The 12,584-nt window shown below is 35.4% G+C and carries 14 protein-coding genes; all 14 read left to right on the top strand.

Annotated elements, in window-relative coordinates:
* Positions 1-28: 28 nt before the first annotated feature.
* Genes IW16_RS18975 through IW16_RS18910 form a run of 14 tightly spaced genes read left to right on the top strand, consistent with a single transcriptional unit; the run spans position 29 to position 12,297 of the window.
* Positions 29-1,156 (top strand): DegT/DnrJ/EryC1/StrS family aminotransferase, encoded by a 1,128-nt coding sequence (locus IW16_RS18975; protein ID WP_034748121.1) that lies wholly within the window; start codon positions 29-31, stop codon positions 1,154-1,156.
* 10 nt (positions 1,157-1,166) lie between these two features.
* Positions 1,167-1,739, top strand: a complete 573-nt coding sequence (locus IW16_RS18970) for an acyltransferase (protein WP_034748118.1) — start codon at positions 1,167-1,169, stop codon at positions 1,737-1,739.
* 11 nt (positions 1,740-1,750) lie between these two features.
* The gene (locus IW16_RS18965; protein ID WP_034748115.1) at positions 1,751-2,761 is read left to right on the top strand and encodes a Gfo/Idh/MocA family protein; all 1,011 of its coding nucleotides are present in this window, start codon (positions 1,751-1,753) and stop codon (positions 2,759-2,761) included.
* The gene (locus IW16_RS18960; RefSeq protein ID WP_034748112.1) at positions 2,748-4,040 is read left to right on the top strand and encodes a lipopolysaccharide biosynthesis protein; all 1,293 of its coding nucleotides are present in this window, start codon (positions 2,748-2,750) and stop codon (positions 4,038-4,040) included. The genes IW16_RS18965 and IW16_RS18960 overlap by 14 nt, the downstream gene beginning before the upstream one ends.
* A 5-nt stretch (positions 4,041-4,045) precedes the next feature.
* Positions 4,046-4,948 carry an AAC(3) family N-acetyltransferase gene (locus tag IW16_RS18955; RefSeq protein WP_034748108.1) on the top strand — a complete coding sequence of 301 codons (903 nt, stop codon included), beginning with the start codon at positions 4,046-4,048 and terminating at the stop codon, positions 4,946-4,948.
* Positions 4,949-4,958: 10 nt separating this feature from the next.
* Positions 4,959-6,497 carry an AMP-binding protein gene (locus IW16_RS18950; RefSeq protein ID WP_034748105.1) on the top strand — a complete coding sequence of 513 codons (1,539 nt, stop codon included), beginning with the start codon at positions 4,959-4,961 and terminating at the stop codon, positions 6,495-6,497.
* Between the two features lies 1 nt (position 6,498).
* A complete protein-coding gene (locus tag IW16_RS25820) occupies positions 6,499-7,335 on the top strand; it encodes a GNAT family N-acetyltransferase (RefSeq protein ID WP_051890480.1) in 837 nt (278 codons plus the stop codon).
* Positions 7,316-7,546 (top strand): acyl carrier protein, encoded by a 231-nt coding sequence (locus IW16_RS18940; protein WP_034748102.1) that lies wholly within the window; start codon positions 7,316-7,318, stop codon positions 7,544-7,546. Before IW16_RS25820 ends, IW16_RS18940 begins: the two co-directional genes overlap by 20 nt.
* 2 nt (positions 7,547-7,548) lie before the next feature.
* Positions 7,549-8,616, top strand: a complete 1,068-nt coding sequence (locus IW16_RS18935) for a 3-oxoacyl-ACP synthase III family protein (RefSeq protein ID WP_034748099.1) — start codon at positions 7,549-7,551, stop codon at positions 8,614-8,616.
* 10 nt (positions 8,617-8,626) lie between these two features.
* Positions 8,627-8,848 carry an acyl carrier protein gene (locus tag IW16_RS18930; protein WP_034748097.1) on the top strand — a complete coding sequence of 74 codons (222 nt, stop codon included), beginning with the start codon at positions 8,627-8,629 and terminating at the stop codon, positions 8,846-8,848.
* On the top strand, positions 8,841-9,608 hold the full coding sequence (locus tag IW16_RS18925; RefSeq protein ID WP_051890477.1) for an SDR family NAD(P)-dependent oxidoreductase: 768 nt from the start codon (positions 8,841-8,843) through the stop codon (positions 9,606-9,608). Before IW16_RS18930 ends, IW16_RS18925 begins: the two co-directional genes overlap by 8 nt.
* 4 nt (positions 9,609-9,612) lie before the next feature.
* Positions 9,613-10,356: an SDR family NAD(P)-dependent oxidoreductase gene (locus tag IW16_RS18920; RefSeq protein WP_034748094.1), complete on the top strand. Its 744-nt coding sequence runs from the start codon at positions 9,613-9,615 to the stop codon at positions 10,354-10,356.
* A 2-nt stretch (positions 10,357-10,358) separates the two neighbouring features.
* Positions 10,359-10,988: an MBL fold metallo-hydrolase gene (locus tag IW16_RS18915; RefSeq protein ID WP_034748091.1), complete on the top strand. Its 630-nt coding sequence runs from the start codon at positions 10,359-10,361 to the stop codon at positions 10,986-10,988.
* Positions 10,978-12,297: a polysaccharide deacetylase family protein gene (locus tag IW16_RS18910; protein ID WP_034748088.1), complete on the top strand. Its 1,320-nt coding sequence runs from the start codon at positions 10,978-10,980 to the stop codon at positions 12,295-12,297. Before IW16_RS18915 ends, IW16_RS18910 begins: the two co-directional genes overlap by 11 nt.
* Positions 12,298-12,584: the final 287 nt, after the last annotated feature.

The following is a 12,584-nucleotide window of genomic DNA, read 5'->3' as shown; positions in this document are numbered from 1 at the left end:
AACGGAATTCAACACCTATACATTATATATGAAAATTCAGATGGTTGACCTTAAAGGTCAATATGAAAAAATAAAGACTGAGGTAGACGCCGGTATCCAGGATTGTATCAATAATACAGCATTTATCAATGGTCCCGCAGTGAAAGAATTTCAGCAGGATTTTGAAAAATACCTGAATGTAAAGCATGTTATTCCTTGTGCCAACGGAACAGATGCGCTGCAGATTGCCATGATGGCTCTTGGTCTGAAACAAGGCGACGAAATCATCTGTCCAGCATTTACTTACGTAGCCACAGCTGAAGTAATGGGACTTCTTGGACTGATACCTATCATGGTAGATGTCAATGAAGATACTTTTGATATTCAGCTTGAAGACTTGGAAAAATACCTTACACCTAATACCAAAGCCATTGTTCCTGTTCATTTATACGGACAGGGTGCAGATATGGAGAGAATTCTTGCATTTGCAGAGAAACACAGTCTTTTTGTGATAGAGGATAATGCTCAGGCTATCGGTTCCAACTATACTTTTTCCGATGGAACTGTAAAAAAAACCGGAACTGTAGGACATATCGGATGTACATCATTCTTTCCATCAAAAAATCTGGGTTGCTACGGAGACGGAGGCGCTCTGATGACAAATGATGATGAAATAGCTTTAAAAATAAGAATGATTGCCAACCACGGGCAGGAAAAGAAATACCACCATAAAATTTTAGGATGTAATTCCAGACTGGATACTATTCAGGCAGCTGTTTTAAAAGTTAAACTTGCGCATCTTGATGAATATTCTGCGGCCAGAAATAAAATGGCGGATTATTACGATGAGCATTTAGCCGGTATCTCCGAAATTTCTGTTCCTAAAAGATCTGAAAATTCAACCCACGTTTTCCATCAGTATACTCTTAAAGTAAAAAACGGGAAAAGAGACGGGCTGCAAAAATATCTTGCAGAAAAAAATATTCCGAGTATGGTTTATTATCCGTTACCGCTTTACAGGCAGGAAGCTTTTCAACAATATGTACATGAGGGATTTAGTCTTCCGATCACAGAGCAGCTATGCTCAGAGGTGATTTCACTTCCGGTTCATACAGAATTTGACCAGGAGGTTTTGGATTATATCATCTCAGAGATTAAAAATTATTTTAATTCATAAAAAAATAAATATGTCGGATTTTTTCGCACACGAAACAGCTGTTATTGATGAAGGATGTCAGATAGGAGCCGGAAGTAAAATTTGGCACTTTTCACACCTTATGCCTGGCTGTATTTTAGGAGAAAAATGCAATATAGGACAAAACGTAGTGATTTCCCCTAAAGTAGTTTTGGGAATGAACGTAAAAGTTCAGAATAATGTATCCATCTACGAAGGAGTAACTTGTGACGATGATGTTTTTCTTGGGCCTTCCATGGTTTTCACCAATGTGATCAATCCAAGAAGTGCTGTCAACAGAAAAAATGAATACCTTAAAACACACGTAGGAAAAGGAGCTTCTATAGGAGCCAATGCAACGATCGTATGCGGACACGATATAGGCCAGTATGCCTTCATTGGAGCAGGAGCTGTGGTGACAAAAGAAGTTCCCGATTATGCCCTGGTAGTGGGAAATCCTGCAAGGCATATGGGATGGATGAGCGAATTCGGTCAACGTCTTCATTTCGATGACAAGGGGATTGCCGTATGTGAAGAAAGTGGAGAACAATACAGATTAGAAGATAATAAAGTTTCGAAAATTTAAAAAAAATACAGATGTCTGAAAAAATAAAATTTGCAGTAGTAGGCTGCGGGCATATCGGGAAAAGACATGCCGAGATGATCTCAAGAAATCCGGAATGTGAACTGGTAGCCCTGATTGACGTAAAAGATAGATTGTTGCTAGGAATAGAAACGTATGACGTTCCTTTTTTTACGTCACTGGATGCATTTCTTAATTCAGGTATTGAAGCGGATATCATCAATATTGCTTCTCCGAATGGCTTCCACTTTGAGCAGGCTCACCAAGTGGTAGCTGCCGGAAAACATGTGGTCGTAGAAAAACCGATGACTCTTAATAAGCAGGATGCGGAACAGCTGATTTTTCAGGCACTTCACAAGCATAAGCAGGTATTTGCTGTAATGCAAAACCGTTATTCACCCCCTTCAGCTTGGATCAAAGAAATTGTGGAAAGCGGAAAGCTTGGAAAAATATTCATGGTACAGTTAAACTGTTACTGGAACCGTGACGACAGATATTACAAGCCTGAATCATGGCATGGAAAGAAAGATCTGGATGGCGGAACCTTGTTTACCCAGTTCTCTCACTTTATTGATATTATGTATTGGCTTTTTGGAGATATTACCAATATTCAGGGGAAATTTGCTGATTTTAACCATAACGATCTTACAGATTTTGAAGATTCAGGTTTTATAAGCTTTGACTTTGTCAATGGTGGTATGGGATCATTAAATTATTCAACGTCTGTCTGGAATCAAAATCTGGAAAGCTCTATGACCATCATTGCAGAAAATGGATCTGTGAAAATAGGAGGACAGTATATGGATAAAGTAGAGGTATGTAATGTTAAAGATTATGAAATGCCAGAATTGGCTCCTACTAATCCAGGGAATGATTATGGTGCTTATAAAGGTTCTGCCGCTAATCATCATTATATCATAGAAAATGTTGTAGATGTATTGAAAGGGCGTAACACCATTACTACAAATGCTCTTGAAGGTCTAAAAGTAGTGGATATTATTGAAAGAATTTATGCCAATAAGTAATTTTTTTTCTCAGCTGAAAGAAAAACTTAGCAGTGATTTTAGAAAGAACCTTGTCGTAATGATCGGAGGTTCTTTCTTTGCACAGGTAATCCCGATCCTTTTTTCATTTTTACTTACTAGGCTATATACTCCGGAAGACTTTGGAGTATTTTCCAATTTTTCTGCTGTTCTCTCTTTTCTTCTGGTTTTTATGCTGATGAAATATGAGATGGCTGTCATCCTTCCGAAAAAAGACTCTGTAGCTGCCAATCTATTGGCTCTTTGCCTTGGGATAGGTATATTTTTCTTTCTGTTGATGTCATTAATTATTTATCTGTTTGATGATTTCATTTATAAAGTATTTAAATTTGAAAATCATGATAATTTTCTGTTGTATATTCCTATAGCTGGACTTTTATTTTCAATATTTAATCTGTTGAATGAGTGGTTTGTAAGAAAAAAATATTTTCAGGCACTTGTTAAAAATAAAATTGTCAATAACTCTTTTATTGCAGGGATTTCTACAGTGTTGCCCAAATTGAATATGATGACGCTAGGACTTGTAAAAGGTCAGATTTTTGGTCAGATTATTTCAGTAACCGCTGGAACTTATGTGATGTTGAAAAAAGACAAACATCTTTTCAAAGCTATAGACATAAGAATTATTAAGAGATTATTTTTCAAATATATCAATTTTGCAAAATTTAATATTCCGGGACAGCTGATTAACACCTTGTCTGTTCAGATTGTGGTCTTTTATCTTACCTCACAATTTGGATTTAAGGTAGTAGGACTTTATGCCCTTACAGACCGCTTTTTAGGAGTACCCTTGTCATTTATCGGAAATGCAGTGAAAGATGTATTCAAGCAGAAGGCATCGGAAGATTTCAGAAATAATGGAGAATGTTTAGGAATATATAAAAAGACAACCCTCTTATTAATGGCGTGTTCGTTACCCCCATTTATCATTCTGTTCATTTTTGCTCCTGAGCTGTTTGCCTTCTTTTTTGGAAGCGAATGGAAAGACTCAGGAGTATATGCTCAAGTGCTATGTATTATGTATATGTTAAGTTTCATCACAATGCCTACAGGATGGCTGTTTGTGATCGCTGAAAAACAGAAGTTTGATTTTTTGTGGCAGACATTATTCCTTATTTTTACGCTTGGTTCATTGGCAATCAGCTATGTTTTTTTTAAGGACAATGTCGTTTACACATTACTACTATTATCTGTAGGAAGAAGCATAACCTACCTTATACAAATGGGCATGACATACAGGCTTGCAAGCGGTAAAGTTTAATTACAATGAAAAAGAAAATTTATGATTTGTTAAGAACGAAACTGAAAGTACGGTCTTTAACACATCTTAGAAACAAATACAAAAGAAAATCCGATAGAATGTTCTATCGGAAAAAATTTACATCCCGGGATTTTATTGAAAAATTTACATCTATGGGTGTAAAAAAAGGTGACGTTATTTTTATCCACAGCTCCTGGGATGAGTTCTATAATTATGATGGAACACCGGAATCTTTTATAGATCTTATTCTTAATATGATAGGTGAAGAAGGTACCCTTTTAATGCCATCTTACCCATTGATTAGAAAAAAAGGAGGAACCTTCAGCATAAAAACGACACCTACATTGGCAGGATTATTGCCGGAAGTGTTTCGTAATTATAAAAAAGTAGAACGAAGTTTGGATTATCATTCAGTTGCAGCTTACGGAAAGCTGGCTAAATATATCACTGAATCTCATATTTATTCGGAAAGTTCTTGGGATGAAAACTCTCCCTATTATAAGCTTGCAGAAGTAAAAGCAAAGGTATTCTCTTTAGGATTGGGTAAACATCATGTAGGGACTGTTATGCACTGTGCAGATAGTATTTTAAGGAGAGACTATGAATATTTTGATCTGTTCTTTAAAAAGCATGAACAGATTACTATAAAAAAGCAAAACGGAGAAATCATTGTGAAAGATTATCTGACCAAAGAAGATGATTTTTACTATGCTTTCACAGAAAGTTCACATTGGAGTGTTGTAAAAAAATATTTTGATAAGAATAAATATAAAATAGATAAGCTGTCAAACTTGCATATAACTATGTTTGATGCTGACTATGTAGTCCATAAAGCTATAGAACTCGGCAAAAAAGGAATTGTGGTGTACACCCAGCCGGACGCGAAAAAGTATACATTTAGTAAATAATATATTACTTATGAAAAAGAATTTGATCGAATATTTTATCAATACATGCAGTACATTTCCTGATAAAACGGCTGTAGTAGAAAACGAAAATAAAATCAGCTTTAAAAATTTATATGAAAGAACGGTACTTCTGGGGAAAATACTATTGGAAAAAAAAGATATTTTAAACAAACCAGTTGCTGTTTATCTTCCAAAATCCATTCACTGTGTGACTGCAGATTTAGGAATTATGTTTTCGGGTAATGCTTATCTTAATCTTGATGTTAAAAGTCCTTCGCAGAGGGTTTCAGCAATCCTTAATCTGGTAGAGCCTGAATTTATTGTGACGACCAATGCCTTTAAAAAAAATATAGAAGGGATTTACCAAGAAAGTAAATTAATATTGATTGACGAATTAGATTTCGGTCAGTCTCTTGATTACCATAAAGAAGGGGAAGTACTGTTCAATAGACTGGAAAACAGCTCTATCGATACAGATATGTCATGTATCATCAACACATCGGGATCTACAGGTGTTCCTAAAAGTGTAGCGCTGAATCATAGAAGCTTTATCGATTTTATAGAAATTTCAAAAGATATATTCAAATTCTCAGATGATGAAATTATAGGTTCCCTTTCACCTGTTATTTTTGATATTTACAGTTATGAGCTATGCATGCTGATGGCACACTCAAGTACATTAGTTGTATTGCCTGAGCATTTAGCTGCATTCCCTATAAAGATATTGGAAGTCCTTGAAAAAGAAAAAGTAAGCTTTATCTTCTGGGTTCCTACCATCATGGTGAATATTGCCAATATGGATCTTCTTAAAGCAATTGACCTGTCTTCTTTAAAGCTGGTATGGTTTGCAGGAGAGGTTTTCCCTACTAAACAGTTCAACTATTGGTATAAATCTCTTCCACAAACTAAATTTGCTAATTTATACGGACCGATAGAAATTACGTTAGACTGTACGTATTACATTATAGACAGAGAATTCAGAGATGATGAACCACTTCCGATAGGATTTCCATACAGAAATACAGACGTTCTCATCATCACTGAAGATAATAAAAAGGCAGAGCAGGGAGAAGAAGGAGAACTTTGTGTAAGAGGATCTTCCCTGGCTTTAGGCTATTACAATGCTCCCGAAAAAACGGCTGCAGCATTCGTTAACAATCCGTTAAACACTCATTATCCCGAAACCATATACAGAACAGGAGATGTGGTTTCAATGAATGAGAAAGGAGAAATTATATTCAAAGGACGGAAAGATACCCTTATCAAACACCAGGGATACCGAATTGAGCTGGGTGAGATAGAACATATTGTTGTAAATACACTTAAACTGGTGAGGAATGCATGTTGTGTCTATGACAGACAGAGCAAAGAAATTGTTCTGATTTATGAAAATGACACAGAAGTGGAACCCAATATTTTCAGAAAGGAAATACTGAATGTGTTGCCAAAATACATGATTCCTACTGTTTACAATTTCCTTAAAGAGATGCCTAGAAATCCCAATGGGAAAATAGACAGAGCATTCCTTAATCATCAAATCAACTCTTAAGATGAAAGAAGTAGAAGTTTTCAGCTTTGATGTAGTCAAAGAAGAATTAAGCAGACTCAGAAATAAAAATTTGAGGACTAATTTCTTTCTTTCCGAAGAAAAACTTGGCTTTTTGAAAGATGGACATCAAACCGTAGCCTACAGATCAGATAATGGATTCTACTTTTTGGTGGGACAGGAAGGCTTCTATAAATATTTTTTCATCTCCAATGATATGGAAGACCTTCAGGCTAATCTGAAGCTCGTAGAAGAAAAATACGGTAGTCATATCATCGTGTCTGAGGTTGTTGGTAATGAGGATTATCTTAAAGAGATTGACGACCAGTTTCAGGATAATGATTTTCATGAATATACCCGCTTGGTGCGTATGAGCAGAATGAGACCCGAGCCGGTACATTTTGAGCTTCCACCAAATATTCATCGGCTTTATGAGGATAAGCTGGACGAATTGCAAAATATTTATCTTAAATATTTTAATAAATTTGCAGAGCAGATTCCTACGCGTGAAGAATTGCAGAAAATGATCGAAAAAGAAGACGTGTATTACTATTCTGACGATTACAGAATCCAGGGATTTATCATATTTGAAAACGCAGGAATTACCTCTCATCTGAGATATTGGTTTGTAGATCCGGAATACAGAAGTAAAAAAATAGGATCAAAGCTCATGGACGTATTTTTTACTAAATTTGAGCAGGTGAAAAGAGAAATTTTCTGGGTAATTGACAGTAATGAGAATGCTATTAAAAGATATAAGCATTTTGGGTTTAATGAAGAGAAAATGTATAATATTGTACTTATAAACAAAAAACTTAAATATGAAGAACAAAATAATTGAGATATTAAACGGTGTAAGACCAGAGTTCGATTTTTCACAGGAAACAGATTTTATCAGCAGAGGCCTTTTGGATTCTTTTGATATGGTTTCACTGGTAACGAGCCTGGATGAGCAATTCTCAATATCAATAGACGGAACAGATATTCTTCCTGAAAACTTTGAAACATTGGATTCTATTGAAAATGTTTTGAAGAAAAATGGAGCTGCATAATTATGAAAATTCAAACTTCATATAAAAAAATATCAGGAATACTGACCGTTTTGCCTTCAAATGTTGTCAAGTTTGAAGATGAAATGCATCATTATTCATTTTCGGAAGCTAAATCCCTAAAGCTGAAAATGGCTATGGGATTCAATACAAAACGTATTGTAGAGTCTGAAGATATCACCAGCTATGATCTTGTTGTAAAAGGACTGGATTATCTTGTTGAAAACAATTTGTTAAATAAATCTGAAATTGATGCTGTCTTATTTGTATCGCAGTCGCCTGAATACATTATGCCGCCTACAAGTAACCTGCTGCACCAGTATTTAGATCTCCCGAATCATGTCTTATGCATGGATATCAATCAAGGATGTGCGGGCTTTATCATAGGTCTTCAGCAAGCATTTATGCTATTGGACAATCCTTCTATGAATAAAGTTTTGCTTTGTAATGCTGACGTTTTAAGCCCGAAAGTATCCAAGCTGGACAGAAACAGTAATCCTCTGATTGGAGATGCTGCAGCGATTACGATCGTCGAAAAAGATACTGATGACCGTCCTATTTACGGAGAAATCCTGATGGATGGAAAAGGAGCAATGGCTCTTAATATTCCTGCAGGAGGAGCAAGACTTCCTATTACTCAGGAAACCGGAGAACTCTATGAAGATTCTTTTGGTAATAAGAGAAGTAAAAACCATTTGGTAATGCAGGGTGATAATGTATTCAACTTTGTACAGACCAATGTGCCGGAACAGGTAGGTAGAATTTTAGCAGAAGCAGGTAAAACAGCTGACGAAATTGATTATTTTCTATTCCATCAGCCGAATAAGTTCATGCTTCAGAAGCTTGCAGACAAAATAGGAGTAAGCAGAGACAAACTTCCCAGCAATGTAGTTGAAAATCACGGAAACTCAAGTGGGGTTACCATACCGGTAGCTACTGCTTTTAACCTGGGAGAAAGACTGGAGAAAGAGCGTATGGATGTATGCTTTTCAGGATTTGGGGTAGGCCTTACATGGGGAACTATCGTTATGAATATCGGAAACATGAATTTTTGTAAACAAATAGAAGCTTAAAAAATATAATATGGAAAACTTTTTAGAACAGATGTCGGAAATTTTGGAAGTAGATCAAGTAAACTTAGGAGATAACCTTGAGGGGTTTGAAGCTTGGGATTCTTTAGCTACACTTTCAATTATCGCAATGGCAGATGAAGAATTTGGAGTTTCAATTGTTAATCAGGAAATTACTGATGCTAAGACTGTTGAAGGACTTTACAATTTAATTTTATCTAAACAGAATGCTTAACGTAAACGGTTTTCTGGATTTTTCTTCAAAAAATATACTGATAACTGGTGCCGGATCCGGCATTGGCAGAACTACGGCAGTGACTTTATCGGCACTGGGCGCAGAACTGGTATTACTGGATATAAATGAAGAAGCCTTAAAAGAAACACAGAAGCAATGTAAAAATGCTTCTGTTTTACTGGTTCATGATCTTTCAGATATTAATGGACTGAAAAAAGCTGTAGAAGAAAAAGTAGCGGAAACAAGTAAACTGGACGGTCTGATCAATGTGGCAGGAATTCCTTGCGTGCAACCGTTGAAAACTTTAAAAATGGAAACTGTAGAAAAAGTATTAAGAATCAATACTTTGGCTGCATTGGAGCTTTCCAAAATCTTCTGCAGTGTTAAAAATCATAAAGGAGACTATCCTTCTATTACTTACATTTCATCCGTATATGGTATTGTAGGTTCAGCAGCGAATGTGGCATATTCAATGTCAAAATCTGCACTGCACGGAATTACAAAATCATTATCTATTGAAATGGCATCTAAAAATATCAGAGTAAACTGTATAGCCCCGGGATTTATAAAAACAGAAATGCTGGAAGGGGTGTCAACGATCTTTGATGAGGAATACAACAAAAGACTGGAGGCTCTTCACCCGATGGGACTTGGAGAAGCGCAGGACATCGCCAATGCCGTTGTTTTTTTAGCATCAGACATGAGCCGATGGATTACCGGAGCCGTTTTATCAGTAGACGGAGGATTTACAGCAATATAAAAATATGAGACCAACAGTTTTATTAACAGGAGCTACGGCAGGAATCGGCGAAGATATCGCTGTGAAATTATCAGAAAAGTATAACCTTGTTCTTACAGGAAGAAATACAGAAAAATTAAGCGAACTGCAGCCTAAGCTTTCGGAAGGATGTACATCCTATCTTCTTCCGATGGATTTAAGCAATCTGGAAAATGTAGAGAAAACACTTCTCCAGTTTTTGCAGGAAAATAGTCTGAATATTCATAAGCTGGTACACTGTGCCGGATTTATGAAGATGATTCCTTTGAAATTGGTTAATAATGATTTCATGATGGAATGTTTCACAACCAATGTGTTTTCTGCCAATCTTCTGGTAAAACTGCTTGTCAATAAAAAAAATAATAATTCATTACTGGATTCTGTAGTATTCATTTCCAGTAATATCAGTAACCGTGGAGCCAAAGCAATGAGTACTTATGGGGCTTCAAAATCTGCGCTGGACGGTCTGATGAGGAATTTAGCAGTAGAACTTGCACCAAAGGTCAGATTCAATTCTGTATTACCGGGAGCAGTACTTACTAAAATGACTCAGAATATTTTTGATAATGAAGAGGTAATGTCCAGAATGCAGGCTCAGTATCCTTTGGGAATAGGCTATGCGAAAGATATTGCTGATGCTGTAAATTTTTTATTGTCCGAGGATGCGAGATGGATTACAGGACAACAGATGACTGTAGATGGAGGACGTTCTATTAATATATCATCTTAAAAATGAAACTATTCATTAAGAGATTTGAAAATAGACCAGTAGATTCAAACTGTTTTTTGATTTTTAATGAACAGCATAGGGCTATTGTTATTGATCCCGGAACTCAAAATCATACCGAATTGTATGAGTTTATCCGGGAAGAAAATCTTAAAGTTGAATACTGTATTATTACACATGGTCACTTCGACCACGTGTATGGGATAGAAGATATAGTTTCCCGATACAATCCGAAGTGTATTCTAAGCAATGAATCGCTGGCCTATATTGGGAATATTAAGAAAAACCTTTCCGTGTTTTATGGAAAACAATTTTCTTATCAAATTGAAAATTATATAGCTGTCTGTGAAGATGGCTATACAATTAATTGGGATGGGCATGAGTTGGAATTTTACCATACAAAAGGACATACAGACTCATGCATCAGCTGTAAAATAAATAATGATGTTTTTGTGGGAGATTTAATGATAAAAGGGGAGAAAACAGTGACTAAATTACCTTCCGGAAACAAGGGGATGGCAGAAAAGTCAATCAATAGGATGCTGAATCTTGCCGGAATAGAAATAATCTACGGCGGACATGGTGAACCTATGACAAAAATGGAGGCAAAGAAATTTTTTTTCAATGAGAACTGAAAATGCATTAAAATATACAATTGATACGATCCTGACTATTGCGCTGGGATATAAAATTGATTTTTCTGTATCTCATTATTCAGAGAAAAATATTGAAATTGTATGTAGAGATAAAAAGATTAATTTCCTGATTTGTAGGACTGATGGTTTTCAGGAACTACTTGAAGGAAAATTAAAACTGTCTTCTGTTTCAGCTTTTGATGAATACAGTCAGATTCCTGTTATTAAAATTAATGAGGAAGAAAACCTGTATAAACGTGATGAAGAAAAAATAATTGTCAATTTTGACTTACTTTCTTTACCGTTTATTTTACTTTCCAGTTTGGATGAGTATCTCTCGGAAGATAAAGATGAATATGACAGATTTCTGTACACAAACAGTATCTCTAAAAAATATGATCTTATTAAAACTGCATTGGTAGACGAATATGCAATGCTGATAAGAACAGTTATTCAAAAAGAATATCCAGATATTGAAATCAGGCCAAGGAAATTCTCTGTTACACCAACCCATGATATTGATGATATTTACCGTTTTACAGGACCTTTTAAAGCGATGAAGTCGATTATCGGACAATTGGTGAATACTTGGAATTTTAAAGAGGTTTTTTCTGCATTTATTTTTTTTCTGCAGAGTTTATCAGATAAACGTAGAGACCCTTATTTTAAAGGAACAGAAAAGCTTTTAAAAGACTCTGAAGTCAACGGCCTTAAGTCAGTCTTCTTTTTTATGGCAGCGAATCCATCTGCTTTTGATTCCGGGTATGATATTTATGATGAAAATCTGAAAGAAGTTTTCAAAAAAATTGATGCTTCAGGGATGACATCAGGCATTCACCCGGGCTTTTATACCTTTAGGGATGTTGATGTTTTAAACGAACAGGTTGGAAGAGTGGCCGGAGCTACGGAAAAAAAGATCACAAATTCGAGACAGCATTATTTAAGATTTGACAGAAGAAAAACTTTTGATAATCTTGAGAAGGCTGGAATCCATACAGACTATACGATGGGATTTGCAGAGGAAGAAGGATTTAAATGTGGAACTTCGCACGAATTTCATCCTTATGACCTGTCGAATGACAGGCCTTACAAGATCAAAGAAAAACCTCTGATTGCAATGGATGTAACAATGAGCATGTATAAAAAATATTCTGTTTCTGAGGCTAGACAGGTTTTGGAAACCTTATGTGAAAGGGTAAAAAGGACTGGAGGGGATTTTATTATATTGTGGCATAATGCCTATGTATACAGAGAAATGGAATTTTACAACAAAGTATATTTAGAATTTTTAAAGAAAAATACAGGATAGATGAAGGATTTTTTTAGCACCGTTTTTTCTTTTAATTTTTTTAAAATATTTATATATTTTTTATTCGTATTTTCGGGATCTATTAAGTGGATTCCTTTTCCTATTGACTTCACTTTATTTTTTGGCGTTTTATGCGTTGTGGTTTTGTTTTTTGAAATTAAAACAATTACTATTTTTAGAAAAGAGGTATATAATCAAATATCTATAATCTTTTTGTTAATGTTGCTTTTTGCATTTTCAAATTTTTATACAGTATCATATGTCTATTCTGATAAAAAAAATGAAGC

Source organism: Chryseobacterium vrystaatense (assembly GCF_000737765.1).
Classification (GTDB): Bacteria; Bacteroidota; Bacteroidia; order Flavobacteriales; family Weeksellaceae; genus Chryseobacterium; species Chryseobacterium vrystaatense.
The sequence above is the reverse complement of the archived record's forward strand: the minus strand, read 5'-3'. Positions and strand labels throughout refer to the sequence as shown.